This is a genomic window from Streptomyces phaeofaciens (assembly GCF_014648915.1).
Classification (GTDB): domain Bacteria; phylum Actinomycetota; class Actinomycetes; order Streptomycetales; family Streptomycetaceae; genus Streptomyces; species Streptomyces phaeofaciens.
Window position 1 is genome coordinate 245,168 of record NZ_BMSA01000010.1, and the last position, 24,057, is coordinate 269,224.

Consider the following 24,057-nt stretch of genomic DNA (forward strand, 5'->3'; position numbering starts at 1 on the left):
TCAGCCGATCGCCCGGTACGCCTCGATCCCGGCCGCCGGTGTCCGTACCAGTCCCGCGTAGGCGCTCACGGCGAAGGGCGTGATCCCGCCGTCCGCCGCCCGGTCCTCGCCGGTGCGGGCGTCGAGGATCACGGGGCCGTTCTCCGTCCCGCCGTAGACGGCGCCGTGCCAGGCCGTGGAGATCTCGGGGACCAGGCGGTCCGTGCCGTCGCCCTCCTCGATCGACCAGAGTTCCTTCCAGGTGGTGTCGAGGGCGAAGACCCGCTTGTGGCCGTTCTCCCGGGCGGTGGACGCGCAGACCGTCGTGCCCCGCTCGTCCCACAGGCAGGTGAGGGAGGAGAGCCCGGCCGTCCTGGCGGAGCCGTAGGAGGCCGGCGGGCGGCCCGTCGAGGCGGTCAGCAGGACGGCGCCGTCCCGCTCGTCGTACGCGCGGGGGTCCAGATCGGCCGTGAACACACCGGCACCGACACCCACGGGGGCCAGCGTGGCGCCGAGGAGTTCCGGGCCGTCGTACGTCCAGGCGGGCTTGCCGTCGGCCAGGCCGACTCCCTGGACGGAGATCCCGCCGTCCGTCTCGCCGTTGGCGTCGGCGAGGCCGACGGTCACGCCCGTGTCGACGAACTTCGCGGCGAACCCCTCGGCCGTCCAGGCCGCCTTGTGGGTGCCGAGGGCGACGCCGACGGACGAGGCGTGACGGTCGTCGCCCAGCCGGATCACCGCGGTGTCCGCGTTGGCTCCGACGAGGACCGGATCGCCCTGCTCCCGGCTGCCCGGGCGCTGCACGGTCGTCGTCCACAGGCGCTTGCCGGTGCCCGGGTCGAGGGCGGTGACCTCGACGAGGGGCCGGTCGGGTGTGGTGCCGGAGCCGGGGGCGGTCACCGCGAAGGCCGCCAGCAGGGCCCGCTTCCCGTCGATCTGCGCGAAGACCGGCCGGGACACCGAGCCGGCGCCGTGGTCGGCGTCCTCGGTGGGCTCGCCCTGCGGCTTCACGCTCCACAGCCGCCGGCCGTCGAGGGCGCTCACCGCCCTGACCCCCCCGTCGGAGACGGCGTACGCGGTGGTGCCGTCCAGCCGGACGTTCCACGCCTCGTCGTCCAGGGCGCCGCCCACGATGTGCTGGGCTCCGGGATCCTCGAACGTCACGGGCGGATCGTAGGACTTGGCCGCCGGTGAGGCCGAAGTCCCGGGCCCCGCACCGCCGTCCGGGGTGTCCGCGTCCCCGGACCCGCCTCCCCCGCAGGCCGTGAGCAGTCCGAGCGCGGCCAGTATGCCCAGTGCGGATGCCGTTCGGCGTCCCATGCGTGTACCCCCGTACGCGTGTCGGCGGCGTTCCCGCCGCTCCCTTCGATCATGGCATCCCGCACTGTCAGTGCCTGCCCCTACAGTCACCGGCATGGCGACTCTTCCCAATCCGCTGCCGAAGCTCGCGTCCGATCCGAGCGGGCGTTCCCTGGGGCTGCGGCTCCCTCCGGGGCGACTGATCGACACGACCGGCGAGGACGACCCGTGGCACGAACCGCTGCTCTGGCACGCCGACAAGGGGGCCGCGCCGGGCACCTGGGCGGCGCTGGGCTCTCCGGCGGCACGCGCGGGGCTGCTGCCGGTTCTGATCGACCTCGGCAGCGATCAGGGCGGGCCGCAGAACTGGGACCTGATGCCCGGTGAGACGTCCTACCCCGGGGACCACGACGCCGAGGAGGTGCTCGCGGAGTTCTGGGGCGAGGACCCGTCCGAGGCGTGGCCGGGACTGGCCGACGCCTGCGCCCTGGTCGCCGATCCGGACGTACGGGCCACCGAGGTCGCCGACTCCCTGACCGCGGGACCGGTCTGGTTCACGGATCCGCACCTGGCCCTGGTGCCGGCCCGCCGCTCCGCCGACATCCCGGCCGCCGTCGGCTGGTCCGGCCCGGTGAACCACGAGAACGACGTGGCCCGTCTCTCTGCCGTGCTGCGCTCCTGGGAGGACCGCTTCGGCATACGGGTCGTCGCCCTCGGCTTCGACGTCCTCGTGATCTCCGTGGCCGCCCCGCCCACCACGCTCGCCGCCGCCGAGTCCCTGGCGGCGGAGCACTTCGCGTTCTGCCCGGACAACATCGAGCAGAGCGCCCCGTACAGCCTGAGCGGGTACGCGCGGCGGCTCGTCGGCGAGCGCTCCTGGTCCTTCTGGTGGGACTGACCCCGGCCCGCTACCGGCCGAGCAGCCCCTTGCCCAGCCTTCGCAGGCCCTCCCCGATCTCCTCGGGCGTCTGCGTCACGAAGCACAGCCGCAGCGTCGAACGGTCGGGCTCACCGGCGTAGAAGGGAGCGCCGGGGACGTACGCCACGTCCTGCCGCAGCACCTGCGGCAGCAGGGCCGTGGTGTCGTACGACTCCGGCAGCCGGGCCCAGAGGAACATGCCGCCGTCCGGGCTGTTCCACACCGACCCCTGCGGCAGGGCGTCCGGCAGGCCGGCGAGCATCGCGTCGCGCCGCTCCCGGTACACCGCCGCCACCCGCCGCACATGGGCGTCCAGGTCGCGGACGTCCAGATAGCGGGCCGCCGCGAGCTGGTTGACGGTCGGCGTGTGCAGGTCGGCGGCCTGCTTGGCGACGGCGCAGGCGCGGCGCAGCTCCGCCGGGGCGCGCAGCCAGCCCAGCCGCAGGCCGGGGGCCATCACCTTGGAGAAGGAGCCGAGCAGGACGGTGCGGTCGCGGGCGCCGGGGTGGGCGGCGATCCAGGGGACGTGCTCGCCGTCGTAGCGGAGTTCGCCGTAGGGGTCGTCCTCGACGATCCACAGGCCGTGCCGGGCGGCGACGGCGGCGAGCGCGGCGCGGCGCCCGGCGGGCAGGGTACGGCCGGTGGGGTTCTGGAAGGTGGGGACGGTGTAGAGGAGCTTGGGGCGTTCGCGGGCGACGAGTGCGGCGAGGGCGTCCGGGTCCGGGCCGTCCGCGTCCCCGGGGACGGCGACGATCCGGGCCCCGGCCAGACCGAAGGCCTGGAGGGCGGCCAGATAGCAGGGCTCCTCGACCAGGACGGTGTCGCCGGGGTCGACGAGAGCGGTCGCCAGCAGCGACAGGGCCTGCTGGGAGCCGGTGGTGACGAGCAGGTCGTCGGCGTCGGTCGGCAGGCCGCGGGCCGTGACACGCGCCGCCAGCCGCTCGCGCAGCGCCGGCTCTCCCTCGGTCGTGGCGTACTGGAGGGCCTGGGCCGGGGCCTCCTCCAGCACGTGCCGGAACGCGTCCGCGACCCCCTCGCGGTCGAACAGCTCCGGAGCGGGCAGCCCGCCCGCGAAGTTGATCACCTCGGGGCGGGCGGTGACGGCGAGGATGTCCCGCACCGGCGAACCACCGGTCGTCCGGACCCGGTCGGCCAGCGGGGGGACGGGGCTGGACGGGGAGGCCGGGACGGCGGTCGCGGTGGCGGCGGACGCGTGCGCGGATGCGGATGCGGGCGCGGATGCGGGTGTCATGGCCGCACCATAGAGAGATACGTGCCGTCTACACCTGGCTTTTCGGCATACGGACACCACCGCGGCCCGCGCGCCCGCCGCCCGTACACCGGTCGCCCGTCCCGTACCGCGTCCCAGGGATGCGATGTCGGCGCAGGTCACAGGGCACGGGACCGGATCCGCGTCCCGAGTCGGGCGCCGGAGGTGGCCGGCCGGAGGCGGGACGACCGAGGCTTGCCGCATGTCCCCACGCCCCACTCCCGCAACCGCCGTTCCGGTCCGCCGCCGCGTCCGGCTGCTGGCCGCCGCGCTGACCGCCGTCGCCGCGCTCACCCTCACCGCGTGCCACGACGGCGAGGGCCTGCGCGACGAGGGGCCGTCGGGGAACAGCACGTCGACCGGCGCCGACGGCGAACCCGCCGGCAGCACCGGCGCCGACAGCGGTAGCGGCAGCGGTTCCTAAGGCGTCGCGGAGGCTCCCGCCCGCTGCCAGGCGGAACCGCCGAGCGGGAACTCGTAGGCCGGGCGCCCGTTGTCGCCGCTGGTGCGGAACGGCCTGCCCTCGTCGTCGATCCTCAGCGTGCCCCGCCGTGAGCCGCTGGACCAGGACAGCTCCAGATACCAGCTCACGTCGTACGCGGAGGCGTCGGCGGTCACGTAGTAGACCTCCGGGTCGGACTCGCTCACCGTGAACGGGAAGTCCCGGTGCCCCGCCTCGGGCACCAGCGCCGGGCGCGCCGCGTCCAGGGCGACCGAGAAGGCGCGCGTCGGCACACTGCCGCCGCAGCCGACGCCCGGGTAGCCCATGGCGTAGTCGTTCCAGGCGAGCGGGGAGCGCACGGCCACCGTACGGACCGTCAGGCTGTCCACGACCACGGTCTCGGCGCCCCGCCCCTGCACCGTCAGTTCCAGGTACTGCTCCCCCGCCGACACGGCCCCGTGCCGGGAGACCCAGGCCGGCGCGTCCGGCTCGACCGGCGGCGGGCTGACCTCCCCCGGTCCCTGCCGGATCAGGTAGTGCTGCCCGCAGGGACTTTCCCAGGCGTACGGGCGGATGGTGACCGTCAGCGGGACGGCCGTGCCGGAACCCTCGGCCGCGGTGTCGGACCCGGCGGAACCGGCGGCGGACGCGGAGGGCGACGAGGCGGACGAGGGGGAGGCGGAGCCGGACGGGGTCCCGGTCGCGGTCGGCGAGGGGGAGGCCGAGGCGGACGGCGAGCCGCCCCGCTCACCCCGCCCCTGCGCGGACGCCGCCCCCACGGAGCCTTTGGCGCCGCCGTCGTCGTCCGTGCCACCGCCCGGAAGGACGAGGGCCAGGGCGAGCGCCACGGAGCCGAGGGCGACCGCGGCACCGACACCGGCGAGGAACAACGGGCGGCGGGTGCGCGGGGGTTGCCCACCGCCGGCCGTACTCACGACGACCTCCGTGTCCTCGGCCCGCTCCGTCTCCTCGGCCCGCTCCGTCTCCCGACCCTTCTCCCTCTCCCTCTCCCTCTTGCTCTCGCTCTCGCTCCCGCTCTCCTGCGCGGTCGGCTCGGGGGCGGACTCGGCCGGGCTCCCCTTCTTGCCCCGCCCCGCGTCCGCGAGCACCCAGCGCCGGTGCAGTTCGACGAGTTCCTCCGGGGCCGCCTTGCAGAGGCGGGCCATGCGCTCCACCGGCGCGTAGTCCGTGGGCACCGCGTCCCCGTTGCAGTAGCGGTGCAGCGTCGACGTACTCATGTGAAGGCGTTTCGCGAGCGTCCCGTAGCTCAGCCCGGAGCGCGCCTTCAGATGTCGCAGCAGCTCCGCGAAGTCGGTCGCCGACACCGTTCCTCCACCCCCATGTCCCATCCCGGCGTTCCAGGGATGGTGTGTTTTCCCAGCTCAGTCCCGTTACGGGCGTTCCAGTGTCCCTGATCGTCCGCCGGTCGTGGCGGCCGGGACGGATGCGGTCACAAGCTTTGACCGACCAAGGACACCGCCGCAACACGGCACCACGGAAGAGGACTTCACGATGCGTATCCGCCGCACCCGCCACCTGCTCGCCCTCACCGCACTGACCGCCCTCGCCCTCACCGCGTGCGAGAACGGGACGGGCACGAGGGACGAGGGGGCGTCGGCGCTTCCCGCGTCGTCCGTGACGACACCGCCCGCGAAGCCGGCGGCCGACGGCAGCGCCGGGGCGTCCGAGAACACCACCGGCTCGAAGGGCTCCTCCGGCACCGGGACCTCCGGGACCTCCGGCGCCAAGACCCCCGACGCCAAGGCCCCCGGCGCCTCCGACGCCGCGACCCGCGTCCTGTGCAACGGCTCGAACACCAAGGTCACCGCACAGTCGCTCAGCCGCCCGCTCAACCACATGCTGCTCACCGTGACCAACACCGGAAGCAGGACCTGCGATCTGACCTACTACCCGGTGCTGCGCTTCGACGAGATGCAGTGGGTGCCGCAGGCCGCCGAGGAGACCCACCCGCAGGCGGTGACGACCCTCGCGCCGGGCGAGTCCGGGTACGCGGGCGTCCTGCTGTCCGCCGCCGACGGAAGCGGCGACGGCGGACAGACCGCCGAGAAGCTCACCGTCGCCTTCCAGGGCATGACGCCGAACAGCAGCGGCGGCGCCTCGGCCACCCCGGCCCTGCCGGCCGGGGGCGTCTACTACGACAGCTCCCTGACGGTGACGTACTGGCAGCAGGACGCGGACGACGCCCTGTCCTGGTAGGGGTTCTGAGTCGACAGGGCCTAGCGGAGCTTCAGCGCCGCTTCCGTCGCCCAGTACGTCAGGATGTTCCGCGCCCCGGCCCGCTTGATGCCGGTCAGCGTCTCGAAGATCGCCCGGTCGCGGTCGACCCAGCCCTTCTCGGCGGCGGCCTCGACCATCGAGTACTCGCCGGAGATCTGGTACGCGGCGACCGGCACGTCCACGGCCTCGGCGACCCGGGCCAGGACGTCGAGGTAGGGGCCGGCCGGCTTGACCATGACCATGTCGGCGCCCTCCTCCAGGTCCAGCGCCAGCTCCCGCATCGACTCGCGGAGGTTGGCCGGGTCCTGCTGGTAGGTCTTGCGGTCGCCCTGGAGCGAGGACCCGACGGCCTCCCGGAAGGGGCCGTAGAACGCGGAGGAGTACTTCGCGGTGTAGGCGAGGATCGAGACGTCCTCCCGGCCGATCTGGTCGAGGGCGTCGCGGACGACGCCGATCTGGCCGTCCATCATCCCGCTGGGGCCCACGACATGGGCGCCGGCGTCGGCCTGGACCTGCGCCATCTCGGCGTACCGCTCCAGGGTCGCGTCGTTGTCCACCCGGCCCTGGGCGTCCAGGACGCCGCAGTGGCCGTGGTCCACGGTCTCGTCCAGGCACAGGTCGGACATGACGAGCAGGTCGTCGCCGACCTCGGCCCGCACATCGCGCAGGGCGACCTGGAGGATCCCTTCCGGGTCGGTGCCGGGCGTGCCGAACGCGTCCTTCTTCGACTCCTCCGGCACCCCGAAGAGCATGATCCCGGAGACCCCGGCCTCCACGGCCTCCAGCGCGGCCTTCTTCAGGCTGTCCCGGGTGTGCTGCACCACACCGGGCATCGCCTGGATCGGCACCGGCTCGCTCACGCCCTCCCGCACGAAGGCGGGGAGGATGAAGTCGGCCGGGTGCAGCCGGGTCTCGGCGACCATGCGCCGCATCGCGGGGGTGGTGCGCAGTCGCCGGGGACGCGTACCGGGAAAGGAACCGTACTTCGTCATGCCACCTACGCTACGCCCGTCCCGGCAGCCCCTTTGCCGACGAACCGTCGGCCTCCCCCGGCCTTCCCCCGGCTGCCCCGGAGCCGCCCCGGGCGCGTCACCCCGACACCGCCCCGGCACCACCCCCACGTCCCCGGGAGACGCCCCCTAGAACCAGCCCCGCTCGCGCGCCAGCAGTGCCGCCTGGAAGCGATTGCCCGCGTGCAGCCGGGTCATCAGGGACGCCACGTGCTTGCGGTACGTCCGCACCGAGATCCCGAGGTCACGGGCGCCGCTCTCGTCCTTGTCCGCGTCGTAGAGGGCCCGCAGGATGCGGCGCTCGATCTCGCTGAGCAGCTCGTCGTCCTGGCCGGGCAGTTCCTGGGCCATCGCCCACATCCGGTCGAACAGGGTGACCAGCGTGGCGACGAGCCCGGGTTCGCGGGTGAGGAGGGCACCCTTGGAGGTGTCCGCCGGGTCGATGGGCGTGAGCGCCGCGTGCCGGTCGCAGATGATCATCCGCTCCAGGGGCTGGTGGGAGATCCGTATCTCCGCGCCCTTCGCGGACAGCTCCCGCAGATACGACAGGGTGGTCGGGTCGTCGAGCGCGGGAGCCGCCATCAGCGTGCGCATCCGCACGCCGCGGCGCAGGATCCTGAGGTCGATGGGGCGTGAGAAGTCCGCGGACTCGGGGGTGATGATGCCCGTCGGGTTGGTGGTGAGGCTCTCGGTGCGGGCGAAGAAGGTGAGCTCGTCGATCACCGCCCGGACGGCCTCCATGCCCTCGATCTGCTGCACGGTCGGCGCGTCGGACGGCACCGGGGGCGGCGCGCCGGCCGGTTCCCGTTCCTTGCGGAGCGAGTCGACGATGCCGTCGGCCTCCGCCGCGTCCTCCAGTTCGCCCCGCAGCCGGTCCAGCCGCCGCTCGATGAGCCGCTCCACCGCGCGGGCGGGCGGCACCGGGCGCAGCGCCCCCGTGTGGGTGCGGGTGACGATGCCGAGTTCCACGAGGTGGTCGGCGATGTCCGCGGGGACGTCGTCGGGGACGGCCTGGCCGGGATCCGTCGCGCCGCATCGCAGCAGCCGTCGGTAGGAAGCCTCCTCCTCTCTGCCGACGCCCAGGAACTGCAGACTCGGTCGCGCCATGTTTTCCCCCCGCGCACGTCGCGTTGTCGATCTCGTCACTAGAGATACCTCGGGTGTCTTTCGTTCCGCCACGCCCGTGCGGCGTTCTCGCGGCCCCGACGCGTTGCCCGGCCCCGGTGCAGGAAACGGCACCGGCGGGCCGCAGCAAGTTGCACGATCTTCGCCTCCTGCACGGGGGCCGGGGACGGCAGAGTTGTTCTCGCAAGGAGGCAAGACCGCAAGAGAACGGCCGACTTGCAGGCAGAACAGAACCATTCGCACTTCAGGGGGAAAAACGTGAACCGCTCTGTCGCCGGCTCCACAACCGCTCGTCTCGTCCGCACCGGCCTCCGCGCCGCCGCGACCCTGGCCGCCACCGGCGTCCTGACGCTGACGGCGCAGGGCGCGGCCCACGCCGCCGAGGCGGGACCCGCGTCCGGCCGGACGGCCGCCGCCTCCGTCACCGCCGCCTCTGCCTCTGCCTCTGCCTCTGCCTCCGCTTCTGTCTCCGGCGGGCTGCCGACCCTGCCGCAGCTGCCGCACCTGCCCGGGAAGCCGACCCTGCCGGCCCTGCCCGGTCTCCCCACGCTGCCGGACATCCTGGGCCCGGTCGTCGACACCCTCGACGGCAACCACGACTGGGGCGTCATGCCGGCCGACCCCAACCCGGGTCGGCCCGCCCCGAAGCCCGGCGTCTGAGCCGCACCCGCCCCTGACGGCGGGCCCCTGACCAAGGCCCGCCGCCCCGCCTCCGCGGAGCCGGCGCACCCCTTCAGAGAAATCCCGTCTCCCGGGCACAGCCCTGCCCGCACACGAGAGAGATATAAGCCGCCATGACGGAATATTCGGTTCTTGTCCCGTTCGTGCCGCGCCGCCTCGAACAGGCGCTGCCGTTCGCGGGTCTGGTGAACTGGACGCCCGCCGTGCGGCTCTGGCAGGGACAGTCGATGCTCCTGGAGCCCCACCAGACCTTCGTCGGGGCGGCCGGAGCCGGCTTCCGGGTCCCGGTCGGGTTCGGGGTCACGCTGATGCCGCTGCGGCACCCCTTCGAGGCCGCCAACCAGGCCCGTTCCGTCGCCCTGGCCACCGGCCATCCGGTGATCGCCGGCTTCGGCCCCGGCGCGCCCGCCTTCCAGGAGAACCTGCTGGGAGCCCCGTACGAGAAGCCGCTGGCCGTGGCCCGGCAGTATCTGACGGCCGTGCGCCGGCTGCTGGACGGCGAGCTGGTGCACATGGACGGCCCCGAGTACACCTTCCAGGCACAGCTCGCGCCGGCCGCCGCACCCCGTGTGGACGTCGGACTCGGTGTGCTGCGGCCCGGAATGGCCCGGCTGGCCGGCGAGATCGCCGACACGGTGATCACCTGGCTGACCCCGCCCTCCTATCTGCGCGAGGTGCTGCTGCCCGCCGTCGAGGAGGGCATGGCGAGGGCCGGCCGCACCGACCGGCCGCGCATCGTCGCCATGGTCCCGGTGGGCCTGGAACGCGAGGGCACCGCACCCGAACGGCTCGCGCTGGCGAGCAACTACGCGCACCTTCAGGCCCCGCACTACCTGGACATGCTCCGGCGGGCCGGCGTCGAGACCGCGGGACAGGACCCGCACGCGATCGCGCGGGGCGCGGTCGACGTGGGCGCCTTCGTCACCGGTGACCTCGACACGGTCGTCAAGCGGCTCGACGAGTACCGGCAGGCCGGCGTCGACGAGATCGTCCTCAACGCCACGGGCGTCAACAAGATGTTCGGCACCCAGGAGGCGATCGGCGACCTCACGGAGATCCTCCGCACCGCCGTCTGACGCCCCGCACTCCGCACCCCAGACCCCACACCCCGTACCCGAGGACCACACCGTCATGGACACAGCCACGCGCAGACGCGCGAAGGAACACATCATGTCGTGGGGTTCGGGCGGCCGCCGGCCGTCCGGTGTCCCCGAGACCTCGATCGCCACGATCGTCCTGGCCGACGCCCGTCACCGGGACGCCGTCGGCCACCTCACCGGCCCCGGCACCCTCGTCTTCGTGCCGGAGACCGGCGCGGGAGAGGCGACCGGCGGCACGGTCCCCTACGGCGGCTCGCTGCGCGATCCCGGCGTGGACTTCGCCCTCGGCGAGGACTTCTACCTCCAGACCCAGGACTACGCGTCCAGCGCGTACATGTCCGTGCTCGGCCCGACCGTCGTCCGGGTGTTCGGCCTTGAGGACTTCTCGGCCTTCGTCGCCGACGCCGACCGCGCCCTGCACGAGGGCGTCTTCCCCGACTTCCTGATCACCCCGGCGGTCCTGCTCGCCGACACCGCCGCCCTCGGCGGCCCGCGCACCGCCGACGGCCCCGCCCTGCGCCTGTACGTCGACCCGGACGGCCGGGTCTCCACCTCGCCGTCCGGCTCCCCGCTGGGCACGGTCGCCGACGACATGGCCACCCTCGTCACCCGCTACGAGCACGTCAACGCGGCCAGCGAGGCACCGTGCGCGGTGAGTCTGGGCGCCGCCGTCCCGGAGGAGGCGCGCACCGCGGCCCTCCAGACCCGTCCCTTCCTCGGCCGCTACCTGGCCGCCGTGCAGGCCCTGCGGGCGCTGACCTCGCAGGACGTCGGCGGCCTGAAGGTCTCCGGCTTCGGCCACCGGCTCGGCGGCACGTCCGACGGCGACGCCGATCTGCGCGACCCCTCGCTCCCGCTGGTCCTGTGGAACACCGAACAGGCCTACGTCGTGGCCGGCGGCCGGGCGTTCGCCGTGGGCCACTCCTTCGCCGCCGCCGTCGAGAGCCTGCTGACCTCCGCCCCCGACCGGCTCCCCGTCCATGTCCTGGACCAGGTCCGCGCCTTCTTCACCGACCGCGGCCTGCCCGTCCCCGACACCCGCACACCGGCAGGTGCCCGATGACCACCCTCACCCTCCCGCCCGGCCTCGGCGGTGAGCGCGTCACCGCCCTCGGCGACCGCGCCCGGCTCTGCGGCCTCTACGACACGCTCGGCGCCCCCGTCTACGACGACCTCGCCGCCGCCGACGGCTTCGAGATCGGCGACATCGTCTCCGCCGTACGCACCGGAGCCGAGGGCCCCGTCCTCGACCTGGCCGCCGGAGCCGGCCGCTTCACCCTCCCGCTGCTGGCCACCGGACGCGAGGTCACCGCCCTCGACCTGTCCGCCGACATGCTGGACCTGCTGCGGGCCCGGCTCGCCAAGGCCCCGCGCCCGATGCGTGAGCGCTGCACGGTCGTCCAGGGCGACATGGCCGCCTTCGACCTGCGCCGCGCCTTCGGCCACATCGTCCTCGGCACCACCTCCCTCTCGCTCCTCGACGAGGCGGGCCGGGCCGGCCTGTACCGGTCGGTGGCCGCCCACCTCGCCCCCGGCGGACGGTTCCTGGTCTCCGTGATGGAACGCGCCGACGACGACGCGCCCACCGAGGTGCACTCCCGGGTCCGGGGCGCGAGCGGCACCGCGTACGACCTGTACGAGTACTGGCCGGCCGGCGCCGCGGTCCGCCACGTGACCATCGCGCCGGTGGAGACCGGGTCCGAGGCGACCGGGGCGCCCGGGAAGGCCGCGGACGGTCCCGTCACCGTCTGCGTCGACGAGGTCGGCACGATGAGCATCGCCGCCATCGAGGCCGAACTCGCCGAGGCCGGGCTCACGATCGCCGGACGCCGGCCGCTGACCGGCATGGGCGACCGCCACCGGGTGACGCTGCTGAAGGCGGTGTCCGCCCGATGAGCAGCGCCCTGTGGCCCTACCTGATCCCGCCGAGTGCCCACGGCAAGGACGCCGACTGCGCGGTGAGCGCCCGCGGTCACCGCATCACCTTCGCCGACGGCAGCGAGGTCCTCGACGCCGACAGCGGCCTGTGGAACGTCAACATCGGCTACGGCAACCGGGCGATCGCCGCCGCCGTCGCCGAGGCCGCCGCCACCGGCTCCTACCTGCACTCCTTCCGCTTCGAGAACACCTACGCCCGCAAGGCCGCCGACGATCTGCTCCAGGTCTGCGGACCCGGGCACTACGGCCGGGTGCTGCTCTCCTCCGGCGGAGGCGTCGCCAACGACGCCGCGATGAAGCTCGTCCGCCACTACCACGCCCTCAAGGGCCACCCGCGGCGCAACCTCGTGGTCGCCCTGCGCGGCAGCTTCCACGGCCTGACCTTCGGCGGCTTCGCCCTCACCGGCGAGGACCTCGGCCAGCGGGTCTACGGCGTCGACCAGCGTCTGATCCGGCACGTCACACCCAACGACGTCGACGAGCTGACGGCCCTGATCGCCCGCAGCGGGCAGCAGATCGCGGCGGTCGTGGTGGAGCCGGTGCTCGGCACCGGGACGATCCCGCTCACCGACGAGTACCTCGCCGCACTCGTGCGGCTGCGCGACGAGACCGGGTTCCTGCTGGTCGCCGACGAGGTCGCCACCGGCTTCGGCCGCACCGGCACCTTCTTCGCCTCGCAGAGCTGGCCGGGGCAGCCCGATGTGCTGCTGTCCTCCAAGGGCCTGACCAACGGCACCTGCCCCGCCTCGGCCGTCGTCTTCTCCCAGGAGATCGCCGACGCCTTCACCGAGCACGACGCGATCCTCACGCACGCCGAGACCCAGGGCGGAAGTTCCGTGCCGGCGGCGGCCGTCAGCGCGGCCATCGCCGAGATGCACCGCCTGGACGCGGTGGTCGCCGGCCGCCGGGTCGCCGCCCGCCTGGACGACGCGATCACCGACCTCGTCGCCCGGCACCCGCTGGTCACCGGCGCGTCCGGCCGGGGCTGTTTCCGCACCCTGCGGATCGGCGGACCCGGCGGACACCGGCTCTCGCCGCCCGGCGTGGCCCATCTGGTCGGCGCGGTCCGCAGGGCCGGCGCCATCGTCCACCCCGGCCCCGCCGGCATCCAGCTCGTGCCGTCCCTGACGTACTCCGACGCCGAGGTCGACGAGTTGATGACCTGCGTGGAGTCCGGCCTCGACTCCCTCGTTCCCACCGCCGCTCCGGCCACCCACCGCTGACCGTCCGCCAAGGAGATTCGCCATGAACCAGCAGAACCCGAAGATCGAACAGCAGTTCGCCACCGAGGAGTTCTCCACCGACGCCACCGAGCTGGAGATGCAGGAACTGGAGGCCCTGGAGTCCCCCGGCTTCTGGACCGGTGTCTCGATCGGCACCGCGGTCAGCGTCTCGGTCGTCGTCGCGACCTGATCCCGCACCCCCGGACAGCCCGCCGCCGAACCCGCCGCCGACCCGCGGACAAGCCCGCCTCGGCCCCACTTCCGGCAAAGGAATGAGCTGGGCCGAGGCAGGTCGCCCCACCGTATCCCACCCCTCTCCACCCCGTATCCGACGCAGAGCACAAGGAGCTGCCGTGCACACCGAGACCGCCGCCCTCGCCACCAGGCGCCGCCCCGCGCGGCCGGCGAAGGTCCGCAAGGGTGCGATCCGGCCCGAGTTCGTCCCGCCGGCACCCCCGCTGCGCGGCATCGGCCGGCTGGCCGACTGGCTGCGGCAGGACGGCACACGGGCCGTCACCGTCGTCGCCGACCCGGCGGTCGCCCGACAGCCCGTCACCACGAAGGTGTGCGCGCAGATCGAGAGCGTCGGCCTCACCCCGACCGTGATCGTCCTGGACGGCCCCACCGGCCTGGACGAGGTCGCCGAGGCCGCCGCCCGGCTCACCCCCGACGAGCTGGTCGTCGGCATCGGCGGCGGCACCACCCTCGACTTCGCCAAACTGGCCGCCCTGTCGGCCCGCCACCCCGACTTCCCCCGCTACCTCACCTCCCCGCAGCGCAGCGGCTTCCTGGTCCTGCCGCCCGCCCTCGGCTCCCGGGCCCGGGTCCTCGCGATCCCCACCACCCTGGGCACCGGCAGCGAACTCGGCACGGTCGCCTGCTTCACACGCGACGGCGCGAAACTCCTGGCCACCGGCTCCTGCCTCCGGCCCGTCGCCGCCCTGTGGGCACCGGAGGCCACCGAGACGCTGCCCGCCGAACTCATCGCGGACGGCGCCCTGGAGGCCCTGTTCCGCACGGTCAGCCCGTACACCGGCGACGACACCGACCTCCCGGAGCAGGACGCCGAGGTCGAGTCCCTCGCCGCCCGGCTGGTGGTCGCCGGCTACGAGGTCGCCGCCCTGCGCGCCGAGAGGCGGCCCGTACCCGCCGCCCTGCGCCTGCGGATCGCCGAGTCCAGCGGCGAGAGCCAGATCGGCCGGATCAACATCGGCCGCAGCCCGTACGCCGTGAAGTGCTGGGCGATGGCCAACGAACTCTCCACCACCCTGAACCTGGCGAAGATGCGGACCGTCTCCGCGCTGTGGCCGGTGCTGTGGCGGCACACCCTGGCCGGAGACACCCGGCTGGGCAGCCCCGCCCGTGTCCACCGCCTGTGGACGGCCCTGCGCCGGACCGCCCCCTGGCTGTCCGACGACCCCGCCGACGGCCTGCTCCAGCTGATGCGCGACTGGCGCGTCGACCGCACGGTGCGGGCCGACGCCGCCCGGATCGACCGGGCCACCACGCGCATCATGCGCGGCTGGGGCGCGGGACTTCCCATCCTCGACGAGTTGAGCGCCGCCGATGTCCGCGCGCTCCTCACCGAGGCCACCGAGCCGGCCTCGGGCGCAGCGTCCCCCGCCGCCCGAGGCCCACAGACCCTCGGGGACGCCACCCGGCGCCCCTGAGTCCCGAACGGTCCCGGAACCCTCCGGGACCCGACCCGAGGAGAAGCACATGAGCGAGATCAACAAGAACGTCGTCGAGACCGAGCTCCAGGACCTGGCCGTCTCCGAGCTGGAGATGCAGGAGCTGGAGGCCCTGGAGGCCCCGGGCTGGGCCACCTCCGCGGGCGTCAGCGTCGGCATCTCGCTGGTCTCCGTCGCCTGGAGCCTCACCTGATCCCGACCGGCCCCACTCACCACCCCACACCGACAAGGGAGAAGCACATGAGCGAGATCAACAACAACGTGGTCGAGACCGAGCTCCAGGCCGTCGCCGCCGACTCGGAGCTGGAGATGCAGGAGCTGGAGGCCCTGGAGGCCCCGGGCTGGGCCACCTCCGCGGGCGTCAGCGTCGGCATCTCGGTCGTCTCGATCGCCTTCAGCCTCACCTGATCGACCCTCCTACCCCCTTCCCGACCGACCGAAAGGAAGCCGTCATGGCCGACATCAAGAACGACACCCCCGAGACCGTCGAGAACGTCGAGCTGGAGATGCAGGAGCTCGAGGCCCTGGAGGCCCCCGGCTTCTGGACCGGCGTCTCCATCGGCGCCGGCGTCTCCTCCGCCGTCGCCACCTCGATCGCCCTCACCTGATCCCGTCCCCCACCACCACCGACCCGACCGACCGAGAGGAAGCCGTCATGGCCGACATCAAGAACGACACCCCCGAGACCGTCGAGAACGTCGAGCTGGAGATGCAGGAGCTCGAGGCCCTGGAGGCCCCCGGCTTCTGGACCGGCGTCTCCATCGGCGCGGGCGTCTCCTCCGCCGTCGCCACCTCGATCGCCCTCACCTGATCGAGCCCGCACCGAGGGAACGCGACCCCCAGTGAGCAGCCCTCACTAGGTCTTCGGTGACACGGACACCGCAGATCCTGCCTCGGCCCTGCTTCCGGCAAAGGAATGAGCTGGGCCGAGGCGGGGGGCGCCCCCAGACATCCCGACCGACCTGTGAGGAACCCACCGTGAGCGCCACCACCGCATCACCCGCTGCGCCTGCCGCGCACACGCAGCGGCCGAACCGCGCACCGGGCACCGAGATCCACCCGCCCATGGGCGACGGCGGCACCTGGGTGCTGCAACGTGGCCCCCGCTACATCCGGGTGAGCCCCGATGTCGCCGGTCTCGCCCGGCACCTCGACGGCGAGCGCGACCACCCGGAGCTGGCCCGTCTGATGGGCGGCACCTGGTCCCCCGCCATGGTCGGCTTCGCCGTACGACGGCTCGACGAGCTCGGTCTGATAGACGACGGCGCGATGAAGGCACCGCGTCGCGAGGGCCGGTTCAAGATGGCCCCGCCGTTCACCTTCCAGTTCACGCTGCTGCGGCCGGGCCGCGCGATGCAGTCCCTGCAACCTCTGTTCGTCCGCCTCGGCAACCGCTACCTGATCGGCGCCGCCCTGCTGACCGCGCTGGCCGGCCTCGCCGCGCTCGCCGCGCAGCACACCTACGTCGAGGGCGCGCTCTCCGGCCCGCTGTCGCCGCTGACCTACCTGGGCGTCCTGGCCGGGCTGATCGCCGGCACCTCGATCCACGAGCTGGGGCACGCGGCCACCCTGATCCGCTACGGCGGCCGCCCGTCCCGTATCGGGATCATGCTCTTCTACCTGATGCCGGCGTTCTTCTGCGACGTCTCCGACGCCTGGCGTCTGCCGCGGCGCCGCCAGCGCGTCCATGTCGCCCTCGCCGGACCCGCCGTCCAGACCTTCCTCGCCGGCGCCGCCGCCCTCGCCGCCTGGCCGCTCGCCGACGGCGGACCGAGGACCACCCTGGTCTTCTTCGCCCTGGGCAGCTATGTCACCGGCCTGCTGAACCTCCTCCCCTTCATCAAGCTCGACGGCTACATCGCCCTGATGAGCCACGCCGACATCCCCTACCTGCGCGACCGTGCCATCACCGACGCCCGCCGCGCGATCGCCCGCCTCCTCTTCGGCGGCCACTACGCACGCGAACTGACCACCCGCTGGACCACCTGGTACGGCCTGGCCTGCATGGTCTTCCCGCTGTACCTGCTGTCCACCGCACTCCGGCTGTGGATCGACCTGCTGCGGCGCGGCGGCTGGATCGGCGTCGGCCTGGCCGCCTGCGGGCTGTCGTACGGCCTGTACTTCCTGGGCCGCGGCGTGCGCCGGCTGGCCGGCGAGGTACGTGCCGCCGAGGCCGGCCGCCTCCGGGTGGCGGGTGTCACCGGCGCCCTGGCGGCCCTGGCGACCGCCCTGCTCTTCCTGCCCGTCCCGCACACCGTCTCCGCCGCGTACGTCACCCGTGCCGACGGCGTCGAGCTGGTGCTGCTGGACGGCGCCGACACCGACCGGATCAGGCCGGGCCAGCAGGTGACGCTGACCGCCAACGGCCCGGTCCTGCACCCCACGACCGGCAGCGCGACCGTGGGCGCCGCGGCGCCGGACGGCACCGCGCCCCTGTCCTCCTTCTTCCCGATCGCGCTGCCCGAGGCCTACGCCCTGCCGGTCACCGGCTACCGGCTGACCCTCGAACGCGTACCGGACGAGCCCACGGGAGCCGCGGAGGTGCACACCGGCAGCCTCCCCCTGTGGGAGGTCGCCCACCGCACCTACCTGAGCCCCTTCCTCCCGTAGGACCCGAGCGGCCCGTCCGCGAACGCCACCCACTCTTCCCACCCGAAACGGCCAGGAGACGTACCGTGCTCGACTTCCGCTTCCTCGACTTCTGCCGCGAGGACTCCCTCTTCTACGACGCCCCCGATCACGACGGCGCCGCCGACCAGGACTTCCACGCGGGCCGCATCCCCGGCACCGGCTGGACGGTGACCCGCGGAAGAGAGTGGACGTTCTGCACGCCACCGGACCTCGACGTCCCCGACCAGGGCTGGAAGATCCACGTCTCCGCCTCGCCGGACAACGCCGCCGAACTGCTCGACGCCGTCGCCCCGTACTGCGCCGAGAACGGGCTGATGTACAAGTACATCTCCAACCGGGAGATCCTCGGCCGGCGCGGCTCCAAGTACGGCGACCGCAGCGCCAGCGGCAAGTTCATCACCATCTACCCGCCCACCGAGGAGAGCCTGGAGCGCACCCTCGACGAGCTGGAGGAGCTGGTCGGCGGCACCCCGGCGCCGTACATCCTCAGCGACCTGCGCTGGAAGCAGGGCCCGCTGTTCGTGCGGTACGGCGGGTTCGTGCTGAAGATGGCCCGCGCCGCGAACGGCGCCCTGGTCCCCGGCATCCGCAACCCGCAGGGCGAGATGGTGCCGGACGTGCGCCGCCCCGCGTTCCGCCCGCCGGAGTGGGTCACCCTGCCGCCGTTCCTGGCCGAGGCCCACCGCGAGCGCAAGCAGGGCACCCTGAAGGACTTCCCGTTCCGCGTCCACAAGGCGCTGCACTTCTCCAACGGCGGCGGTGTCTACCGCGCGGTCGACCAGCGCGACGGCACCGAGGTGCTGCTGAAGGAGGCCCGTCCGCTGGCCGGCCTCGACGCGAGCGGCGCCGACGCGATCACCCGGATGGAGCGCGAGCACTGGGCGCTGACCAAGCTGGCCGGCCTGCCCACCGTCCCGGCGCTGATCGACTACCGCGACGGTCACGAACACCGCTTCCTGGCCCGGGAGTTCGTCGACGGCGAGGCGCTGATCGACGTACTGCGCCGCCGTCACCCCTTCACCAGCGGCGACGACACGCCCGAGGCGCGGGTCGCCTACACCGCCTGGGCGCTGGACATCCTCGACCAGGTCTCGGCCGGCGTGGCCGCGATGCACGGGCGCGGGGTCGTCTTCGGCGACCTGCACCCGGGCAACATCCTGCTCAAGGCCGACAACACGGTCGCGTTCATCGACATGGAGACCTGCACCCCGGTCGAGGACGGCTACCAGCAGGCGATGGGCGCCCTCGGCTTCCACGCCCCGCACCACCTCACCGGCGCGGCCGTCGACCTGTTCGCGCTGAACGTGCTGCGCCTGACGATGTTCGTGCCGCTGCCCCAGATCGTGCCGTGGGGCGTGGCCAAGGTGCAGACCCTCCTGGACGTGGCGGCGGCCCGGTTCGACCTTCCCGCTCCCCTCGTCACGGCGATCAGGGAGGGCCTCGGCCCGGAGGTGCTGACGTCCGGGCGTGACTTCTCGGTCGCCTGGCCCGCCGTGCCCCACGCCCCGCTGCGCGAGCAGATCGCCCGCTCGATCATCGAGGCCGCCTCCCCCGGCCGCGACGACCGCCTCTACCCGGGCGACGCCATGCAGTTCCTCACCGAGGGCGGCGGCACGACCTTCGCGTACGGCGCGGCGGGCGTCCTGTGGTCGCTGTCCCGCTCCGGCCAGGACGTCCCGGCCGAGCACGTCCAGTGGCTGGTGGACCACTCCCGGGACGCCGAGACCGACGGCCCCGGCTTCTTCACGGGCCTGGCCGGCATCGCGTACACCCTGGACCACCTCGGCCGCCCCGACGAGGCCGACGCCCTGATGCGGCGCGCCTTCGACACCCCCGTCACGAACGTCAGCGACTCGGTGTGCAACGGCTGGTCGGGCCTGGGCCTGGTGGCCCTGCACCTCGCCGACCGCCGCGACGACCCCGCCTATCTGGACATGGCCCGCACCCTCGCCGAGCGCCTCGGCACCCAGGAGAGCGCGGGCACCGGCCCCAAGCGCGTCGGCCTGGTCCACGGCGGCTCCGGGCACGCCCTGTTCCTGCTCCGCCTCTTCGAGAGCACCGGCGAGCGCCGCCACCTGGACGCGGCGGAGTCCGCCCTGCGCACCGACCTCGACACCATCGACCTGGAGCAGGAGGACAGCCGTCTGCGCCTGGGCCCGGGGCTGATCGGCAGCGCCGGCATCGCCCTGGTCATCCGTGCCCTGTCGGTCCACCGCGGCGCCGCCGACCTCACCGAGGCCCACGAGCGCCTCCTGGACACCGTCCACACCCACTTCGCCACCTCCTGTGGCCTGTTCACCGGCCGCGCGGGAGCCCTTCTCACCCTCACCGGCGACCACCACGCCCCCCACCAGGTCCGCGCCCACCTGGACGCCCTGGGCTGGGAGGCCATGGCCGCCGAACCCGGCCGCGTCGACTTCCTCGGCGACCACGGCTACCGCCTGTCCACCGACCTCGCGACGGGTTCGGCGGGCGTCCTGCTGGCGCTGACCGCGATCGCGGAGGACGACCCGGCGGTCCTGCCGTTCCTGGCGCCCTCCCGTACGGAGGCGGCCTCGTGATCGACATCCCCCGCACCCTCGCCCCCACCACCGGCATCGCCGCCCGCCACTCCCTCCTCCCCCCGCAGCCCGGCAACCCCCTGTGGAGCACCGCCGTGGCCCTGCGCCCCGTCGCCGGCTGGGCGGAACCGGACGTCCCCCTGTCCGCCCTCGTCGCCGGCGCCAACGGCCACTCCCGCGCCGACGCCCTGCTGCGCGGCGCCGGCGAGGCGGTCGAGCGCCGTGCCCTGCACCCGGTGGGCCACCTGCCCGTCGTCCACGGCACCGCCGCCGCCCTGGGGGAGACGGCGTTCCCGGCCCACGCCCACGCCCTCGCCCACCCGGCCGCGGCCACCGCCCCCCTCGACTGGTATCCGGCCCGGCGTCTGAGCGACGGCTCCCCCGTCCTCGTCCCGGCGGGCCTGGTCGACTGGCCGACCACCGCACCGGCCGCGCTCTTCGACCCCTCGCCGTCCGGCGCCGCGTCCGGCAGCAGCCACGCCATGGCCCTGCGTTCGGCCCTGATCGAGATCGTCGAGCGGGACGCCTTCACCACGGCCTGGGGCCGCCGGCTGCGCCTGCCGAGCTGGACCGACCCCCTTGCGGCGGTCGCCGGCAGCCCCGACCACCCCACCGGAGAGGCCCTGCGCGCCCTCTGGCAGCGGGCCCTGGCCGAGGGCATCGAGGCGACCTTCGCCCACATCCCCACCGCCGTCCCCGGCCTGTGGTGCGTGCTCGCCTGCCTGGTCGAGCCCGGGGGCGCGACGGCCACGGTCGGCATGAAGGCCTCCGACCGCCCCCACGACGCCCTGCTCGGCGCGCTCCAGGAGGCCTGGCAGGTCCGTGCCGCCCTGGAGGCGAGCGCGTCCTTCGGCCCCCTTCCGGCGTCCGCTCCCGTCGTGACCGAGCACGACCGCATCCGCCACATGCTCACCGGCCGCGCCCACGACGCCGTACGCGACTGGGTCGCGGGCTTCACCCCCGCCGTCCACCCCATGACGGTGTCAGAGGTGGGCACGGACGACCTGCTCGCCACCCTGCTCGCCGACGGCGCCGACCCCCTGCTCGTCGACCTCACCCCCCGCCTGCCCGCGACCGTCACGGCGATGGGCTGGCAGGCGGTGAAGGTGATCCCGGCCGGCTACCAGCCCCTGCGCATGGACGAGACCTACGACTGGACCTGGCACCTGCCCCGCCTGGCCTCCGCGCCCGAGCGCACCGGCTGCCCCGCCCGCCTGGACGACCACCGGGCCGCCACCCCCCACCCCCTGCCCTGACGGAGAGACACGATGCTGGAACTGGACAACGTGGTACGCCGCTTCGGCGACCACTGCGTGGTCGACCACGTCACCTTCCGCGTCGACGACGGCCGGATGACCGGCTTCGTCGGCGGGAACGGCGCGGGCAAGACCACCACCATGCGCATGATCATGGGCGTCCTCGCCCTGAACGGCGGCGAGATCCGCTGGAACGGCTCCCCGGTCACCGCCGACGACCGGCGCGGCTTCGGCTACATGCCCGAGGAGCGCGGCCTGTACCCGAAGCAGACCGTCCTCGGCCAGCTGGTCTACCTGGGCCGGCTGCGCGGCCTCACCGCCCGCGCCGCCGAGCGCTCGGCCTCGGACCTGATCGAGCGGCTGTCGCTCGCCGAAAAGCGCCAGGAACGCCTGGAGTCGCTCTCCCTCGGCAACCAGCAGCGCGTCCAGATCGCCGCCGCCCTGATCGGCGACCCGCACCTGCTGGTCCTGGACGAGCCGTTCTCCGGCCTCGACCCGCACGCCGTCGACTCCATGGCCGAGCTGCTGCGCGAGCACACCGACCGGGGCGTGCCGGTGCTGTTCTCCTCCCACCAGCTGGAGCTCGTGGAGCGGCTCTGCGACGACCTGGTCGTCCAGGCCGCCGGCCGCACCCTGGCCCGGGGCACCGCCGACAGCCTGCGCCGCCGGGGCCGCGTCCGCCACCGCCTGGTGACCGGCGGCGGAACCGACTGGCTGCGCGAGGTGCGGGGCGTCGACGTCATCACGGCGGAACACGGCACCGCCCTGCTCGAACTCGCCACCGACGAGGTGGCCGACCGACTCCTGGCGGAGGCACTGCGCCGGGGCCCGGTCCGTGAGTTCGCCGAGATCGTCCCCAGTGTCGCCGACGTGTTCAGGGAGATGACGGCAGCATGACCACACTGACGACGGAGAAGCCCCGGCGGACCGAGACCGTGCCGCCCCCCGGGCCCGCGCCCCGGCACCGCCCCGCCAAGGGCGCCTGGCGGATCGTCACCGCCCGCGAGATCTCCGTGAAGATCCGCGACCGCGGTTTCCTCGTGTCCACCCTCGTCACCCTCGCCGTCATCCTCGGCGCGGTGGGCCTCCAGTTCTACCTCGCCTCCACGGCCGGGAAGATCACGGTCGCCGCGGTGGCCCCCACCAGCGCCCGGCTCGTGGAGCAGGCGGAGACGATGGCCGGCCGGGCCGACCAGGACGTCGACATCACGCTCGACCACCTGCCCTCCGAGGAGGCGGTGCGCGCCGCGGTCCGCTCCGGCGACGTCGACGCGGGACTGCTCCTCACTCCCGACGGCTGGACCCTGCTGGGCGACACCGACACCGACTCCACCGCCGCCACCTGGCTCGGCGCCGCGGTCCAGGCGTCCGCGACGGAGGCCAACGCCACCGCCGCCGGCACCAGCATGGAGAACCTCGCCCGGGGCGCCACGCTCCGGCACACCCTGCTCTCCCCCGACGAGACCCCCGAAGCGGTCGTCCGCATGGCGACGTACTTCTTCGGCTTCCTCTTCTACCTCGCGGCCGTCCTGCTCGGCGTCTCGCTGGCCACCAGCATCGTCGAGGAGAAGCAGAACCGGGTGGTGGAGATCATCGCCGGCTCGGTCCGCCTCCGCGACCTGCTCATCGGCAAGATCGTCGGGAGTACGACGCTGGCGCTGGCCCAGATGGTCGCGTTCACGGCGGCCGCCGCGATCGGCCTGGTCGCCGCGGGCCACGAGGAGACGTTCGGCCAGGTCACCGCGGGCCTGGGCTGGTTCCTCGTCTCCTATGTGGTCGGTATCGCCGTCCTGGCCTGCGTGTTCGCCGCCGCCGGCGCCATCGCCACCCGCACCGAGGACATCCAGTCGACCACCACTCCGGTCAACGCGATCGTCGCCGTCGTCTTCGTCGCCGGCATCACCGCCTCCGGCACGGCCCAGAGCGTCCTGTCCTTCCTGCCGCTGACCTCGACGATCACCATGCCCGCCAGGATCATCGCCGGCGACACCGCCTGGTGGGAGCCGGCCGTCTCCCTGCTGGTCTCCCTCGCGGCGGCCGCCCTGATCGTCCTGGGAGCCGAACGCGTCTACCGCCGGGCCCTGATGCAGACCGGCCGAAAGCTCTCCTTCCGCCAGGCGCTCAAGCTCACCGACTGACCCGACCGCCCTACCATCCACCCGATCGACCACCCCCCGCACACCAAGGAGAACCCCATGAGCGACCACACCAACCGCCCGAACTCCGTCGTCCTGATCGCCGCCCTCCTCGCCGTCCTGGTCGGCGCCGAGGTGGCCGTCGTCACCAGCGACCTGGCCGACGGCCCCCGTTACGCCATCGGCGGGGCGATCCTCGTCGGCCTGATCGCCGGAGCCTTCCAGCTCAGCCGCGCCCGCCGCACCTCCCGCTGACCGTCCCGACACCACCTGGAGCAGGTCCCATGCCCACCCAGCACGCCGTACGCATCAGCGGTCCGGACGGGGCTCACCCGGAATTCGCCGCGATCCGCCTGATCGCGCAGCTGCCGACGGGCTGGACGGCGACCCTGCTGAACTGCTCCGCCGGCACGGCGGCCCTGACCCTGACCGTCCCCGACGGCTTACCCTCCGCGGCGGTCGACACCGCCCTCGCCACCGCCCTCGCCACCGCGCCCCTGCGGGGCTGGACGAGGGACTGACGAACGACGACGGCCCGCCCCCTGTCACCCAGGGGGCG

The 24,057-nt window shown here is 73.7% G+C and carries 26 protein-coding genes; 21 read left to right on the plus strand and 5 right to left on the minus strand.

Annotated elements, in window-relative coordinates:
• Nucleotides 1–1,143 carry an outer membrane protein assembly factor BamB family protein gene (locus IE275_RS19180; RefSeq protein WP_189712538.1) on the minus strand — a complete coding sequence of 381 codons (1,143 nt, stop codon included), beginning with the start codon at nt 1,141–1,143 and terminating at the stop codon, nt 1–3.
• Nucleotides 1,144–1,393: 250 nt separating this feature from the next.
• On the opposite strand from IE275_RS19180, the gene IE275_RS19185 reads away from it, so the two are divergent.
• Entirely contained in the window at nt 1,394–2,176 is a 783-nt protein-coding gene (locus IE275_RS19185; RefSeq protein WP_189712539.1) for a DUF4253 domain-containing protein, read from the plus strand.
• Between the two features lie 10 nt (nt 2,177–2,186).
• Here the strand turns inward: IE275_RS19185 and IE275_RS19190 are convergent, their stop codons facing one another.
• The gene (locus IE275_RS19190) at nt 2,187–3,449 is read right to left on the minus strand and encodes an aminotransferase-like domain-containing protein (protein WP_189712540.1); all 1,263 of its coding nucleotides are present in this window, start codon (nt 3,447–3,449) and stop codon (nt 2,187–2,189) included.
• Between the two features lie 220 nt (nt 3,450–3,669).
• On the opposite strand from IE275_RS19190, the gene IE275_RS19195 reads away from it, so the two are divergent.
• A complete protein-coding gene (locus IE275_RS19195; RefSeq protein WP_189712541.1) occupies nt 3,670–3,891 on the plus strand; it encodes a hypothetical protein in 222 nt (73 codons plus the stop codon).
• Here IE275_RS19195 and IE275_RS19200 read toward each other — a convergent pair.
• Nucleotides 3,888–5,234, minus strand: coding sequence for a helix-turn-helix domain-containing protein (locus IE275_RS19200; RefSeq protein WP_229870361.1), 1,347 nt, complete (start codon nt 5,232–5,234; stop codon nt 3,888–3,890). The genes IE275_RS19195 and IE275_RS19200 overlap by 4 nt on opposite strands.
• 187 nt (nt 5,235–5,421) lie before the next feature.
• Between IE275_RS19200 and IE275_RS19205 the strand changes: the two genes are divergently transcribed.
• Entirely contained in the window at nt 5,422–6,126 is a 705-nt protein-coding gene (locus IE275_RS19205) for a DUF4232 domain-containing protein (protein WP_189712543.1), read from the plus strand.
• Nucleotides 6,127–6,146: 20 nt separating this feature from the next.
• Here the strand turns inward: IE275_RS19205 and hemB are convergent, their stop codons facing one another.
• A complete protein-coding gene (gene hemB / locus IE275_RS19210) occupies nt 6,147–7,139 on the minus strand; it encodes a porphobilinogen synthase (RefSeq protein ID WP_189712544.1) in 993 nt (330 codons plus the stop codon).
• Nucleotides 7,140–7,286: 147 nt separating this feature from the next.
• Complete coding sequence (locus IE275_RS19215) at nt 7,287–8,264, minus strand: helix-turn-helix transcriptional regulator (protein ID WP_189712545.1); 978 nt, start codon at nt 8,262–8,264, stop codon at nt 7,287–7,289.
• Nucleotides 8,265–8,540: 276 nt separating this feature from the next.
• Here IE275_RS19215 and IE275_RS19220 point away from each other — a divergent pair, with 276 nt between their 5' ends.
• From IE275_RS19220 to IE275_RS19305, 18 genes are all read left to right on the plus strand, one after another.
• The gene (locus IE275_RS19220; RefSeq protein ID WP_189712546.1) at nt 8,541–8,942 is read left to right on the plus strand and encodes a hypothetical protein; all 402 of its coding nucleotides are present in this window, start codon (nt 8,541–8,543) and stop codon (nt 8,940–8,942) included.
• A gap of 134 nt (nt 8,943–9,076) precedes the next feature.
• Nucleotides 9,077–10,039, plus strand: coding sequence for an LLM class flavin-dependent oxidoreductase (locus tag IE275_RS19225; protein WP_189712547.1), 963 nt, complete (start codon nt 9,077–9,079; stop codon nt 10,037–10,039).
• A gap of 55 nt (nt 10,040–10,094) precedes the next feature.
• Nucleotides 10,095–11,126, plus strand: coding sequence for a daptide biosynthesis RiPP recognition protein (gene mpaB, locus IE275_RS19230; RefSeq protein ID WP_189712548.1), 1,032 nt, complete (start codon nt 10,095–10,097; stop codon nt 11,124–11,126).
• Entirely contained in the window at nt 11,123–11,959 is an 837-nt protein-coding gene (gene mpaM, locus IE275_RS19235; protein ID WP_189712549.1) for a daptide-type RiPP biosynthesis methyltransferase, read from the plus strand. The genes mpaB and mpaM overlap by 4 nt, the downstream gene beginning before the upstream one ends.
• Nucleotides 11,956–13,224 carry a daptide-type RiPP biosynthesis aminotransferase gene (gene mpaD, locus IE275_RS19240; protein ID WP_189712550.1) on the plus strand — a complete coding sequence of 423 codons (1,269 nt, stop codon included), beginning with the start codon at nt 11,956–11,958 and terminating at the stop codon, nt 13,222–13,224. Before mpaM ends, mpaD begins: the two co-directional genes overlap by 4 nt.
• Before the next feature lie 22 nt (nt 13,225–13,246).
• Nucleotides 13,247–13,414 carry a daptide-type RiPP gene (locus tag IE275_RS19245; RefSeq protein WP_189712594.1) on the plus strand — a complete coding sequence of 56 codons (168 nt, stop codon included), beginning with the start codon at nt 13,247–13,249 and terminating at the stop codon, nt 13,412–13,414.
• A gap of 163 nt (nt 13,415–13,577) precedes the next feature.
• Nucleotides 13,578–14,894, plus strand: coding sequence for a daptide-type RiPP biosynthesis dehydogenase (gene mpaC / locus IE275_RS19250; protein WP_189712551.1), 1,317 nt, complete (start codon nt 13,578–13,580; stop codon nt 14,892–14,894).
• Between the two features lie 49 nt (nt 14,895–14,943).
• On the plus strand, nt 14,944–15,108 hold the full coding sequence (locus tag IE275_RS19255; protein WP_189712552.1) for a daptide-type RiPP: 165 nt from the start codon (nt 14,944–14,946) through the stop codon (nt 15,106–15,108).
• A 47-nt stretch (nt 15,109–15,155) separates the two neighbouring features.
• Nucleotides 15,156–15,323 (plus strand): daptide-type RiPP, encoded by a 168-nt coding sequence (locus tag IE275_RS19260; protein ID WP_189712553.1) that lies wholly within the window; start codon nt 15,156–15,158, stop codon nt 15,321–15,323.
• A gap of 44 nt (nt 15,324–15,367) precedes the next feature.
• Nucleotides 15,368–15,523, plus strand: a complete 156-nt coding sequence (locus IE275_RS19265) for a daptide-type RiPP (RefSeq protein WP_189712554.1) — start codon at nt 15,368–15,370, stop codon at nt 15,521–15,523.
• Between the two features lie 47 nt (nt 15,524–15,570).
• A complete protein-coding gene (locus IE275_RS19270) occupies nt 15,571–15,726 on the plus strand; it encodes a daptide-type RiPP (RefSeq protein ID WP_189712554.1) in 156 nt (51 codons plus the stop codon).
• A 167-nt stretch (nt 15,727–15,893) separates the two neighbouring features.
• Nucleotides 15,894–17,525: a daptide biosynthesis intramembrane metalloprotease gene (gene mpaP / locus IE275_RS19275; protein WP_189712555.1), complete on the plus strand. Its 1,632-nt coding sequence runs from the start codon at nt 15,894–15,896 to the stop codon at nt 17,523–17,525.
• Between the two features lie 65 nt (nt 17,526–17,590).
• Nucleotides 17,591–20,107, plus strand: a complete 2,517-nt coding sequence (lanKC, locus tag IE275_RS19280) for a class III lanthionine synthetase LanKC (RefSeq protein ID WP_189712556.1) — start codon at nt 17,591–17,593, stop codon at nt 20,105–20,107.
• A complete protein-coding gene (locus IE275_RS19285; protein ID WP_189712557.1) occupies nt 20,104–21,363 on the plus strand; it encodes a YcaO-like family protein in 1,260 nt (419 codons plus the stop codon). Before lanKC ends, IE275_RS19285 begins: the two co-directional genes overlap by 4 nt.
• Before the next feature lie 12 nt (nt 21,364–21,375).
• The gene (locus tag IE275_RS19290; RefSeq protein WP_189712558.1) at nt 21,376–22,260 is read left to right on the plus strand and encodes an ABC transporter ATP-binding protein; all 885 of its coding nucleotides are present in this window, start codon (nt 21,376–21,378) and stop codon (nt 22,258–22,260) included.
• Complete coding sequence (locus IE275_RS19295; RefSeq protein ID WP_189712559.1) at nt 22,257–23,501, plus strand: ABC transporter permease; 1,245 nt, start codon at nt 22,257–22,259, stop codon at nt 23,499–23,501. The genes IE275_RS19290 and IE275_RS19295 overlap by 4 nt, the downstream gene beginning before the upstream one ends.
• Before the next feature lie 57 nt (nt 23,502–23,558).
• Entirely contained in the window at nt 23,559–23,753 is a 195-nt protein-coding gene (locus tag IE275_RS19300) for a hypothetical protein (protein ID WP_189712560.1), read from the plus strand.
• Between the two features lie 29 nt (nt 23,754–23,782).
• Nucleotides 23,783–24,019: a hypothetical protein gene (locus IE275_RS19305; RefSeq protein ID WP_189712561.1), complete on the plus strand. Its 237-nt coding sequence runs from the start codon at nt 23,783–23,785 to the stop codon at nt 24,017–24,019.
• Nucleotides 24,020–24,057: the final 38 nt, after the last annotated feature.

What these genes read in the sequence shown, in the direction of transcription:
- IE275_RS19185 (WP_189712539.1), top strand. Translation starts at nt 1,394, where the DNA reads ATGGCGACTCTTCCCAATCCGCTGCCGAAGCTCGCGTCCGATCCGAGC.
- IE275_RS19190 (WP_189712540.1), bottom strand. Translation starts at nt 3,449, where the DNA reads ATGACACCCGCATCCGCGCCCGCATCCGCATCCGCGCACGCGTCCGCC.
- IE275_RS19195 (WP_189712541.1), top strand. Translation starts at nt 3,670, where the DNA reads ATGTCCCCACGCCCCACTCCCGCAACCGCCGTTCCGGTCCGCCGCCGC.
- IE275_RS19205 (WP_189712543.1), top strand. Translation starts at nt 5,422, where the DNA reads ATGCGTATCCGCCGCACCCGCCACCTGCTCGCCCTCACCGCACTGACC.
- hemB (WP_189712544.1), bottom strand. Translation starts at nt 7,139, where the DNA reads ATGACGAAGTACGGTTCCTTTCCCGGTACGCGTCCCCGGCGACTGCGC.
- IE275_RS19215 (WP_189712545.1), bottom strand. Translation starts at nt 8,264, where the DNA reads ATGGCGCGACCGAGTCTGCAGTTCCTGGGCGTCGGCAGAGAGGAGGAG.
- IE275_RS19225 (WP_189712547.1), top strand. Translation starts at nt 9,077, where the DNA reads ATGACGGAATATTCGGTTCTTGTCCCGTTCGTGCCGCGCCGCCTCGAA.
- mpaB (WP_189712548.1), top strand. Translation starts at nt 10,095, where the DNA reads ATGGACACAGCCACGCGCAGACGCGCGAAGGAACACATCATGTCGTGG.
- mpaM (WP_189712549.1), top strand. Translation starts at nt 11,123, where the DNA reads ATGACCACCCTCACCCTCCCGCCCGGCCTCGGCGGTGAGCGCGTCACC.
- mpaD (WP_189712550.1), top strand. Translation starts at nt 11,956, where the DNA reads ATGAGCAGCGCCCTGTGGCCCTACCTGATCCCGCCGAGTGCCCACGGC.
- IE275_RS19245 (WP_189712594.1), top strand. Translation starts at nt 13,247, where the DNA reads ATGAACCAGCAGAACCCGAAGATCGAACAGCAGTTCGCCACCGAGGAG.
- IE275_RS19255 (WP_189712552.1), top strand. Translation starts at nt 14,944, where the DNA reads ATGAGCGAGATCAACAAGAACGTCGTCGAGACCGAGCTCCAGGACCTG.
- IE275_RS19260 (WP_189712553.1), top strand. Translation starts at nt 15,156, where the DNA reads ATGAGCGAGATCAACAACAACGTGGTCGAGACCGAGCTCCAGGCCGTC.
- IE275_RS19265 (WP_189712554.1), top strand. Translation starts at nt 15,368, where the DNA reads ATGGCCGACATCAAGAACGACACCCCCGAGACCGTCGAGAACGTCGAG.
- IE275_RS19270 (WP_189712554.1), top strand. Translation starts at nt 15,571, where the DNA reads ATGGCCGACATCAAGAACGACACCCCCGAGACCGTCGAGAACGTCGAG.
- IE275_RS19290 (WP_189712558.1), top strand. Translation starts at nt 21,376, where the DNA reads ATGCTGGAACTGGACAACGTGGTACGCCGCTTCGGCGACCACTGCGTG.
- IE275_RS19295 (WP_189712559.1), top strand. Translation starts at nt 22,257, where the DNA reads ATGACCACACTGACGACGGAGAAGCCCCGGCGGACCGAGACCGTGCCG.
- IE275_RS19300 (WP_189712560.1), top strand. Translation starts at nt 23,559, where the DNA reads ATGAGCGACCACACCAACCGCCCGAACTCCGTCGTCCTGATCGCCGCC.
- IE275_RS19305 (WP_189712561.1), top strand. Translation starts at nt 23,783, where the DNA reads ATGCCCACCCAGCACGCCGTACGCATCAGCGGTCCGGACGGGGCTCAC.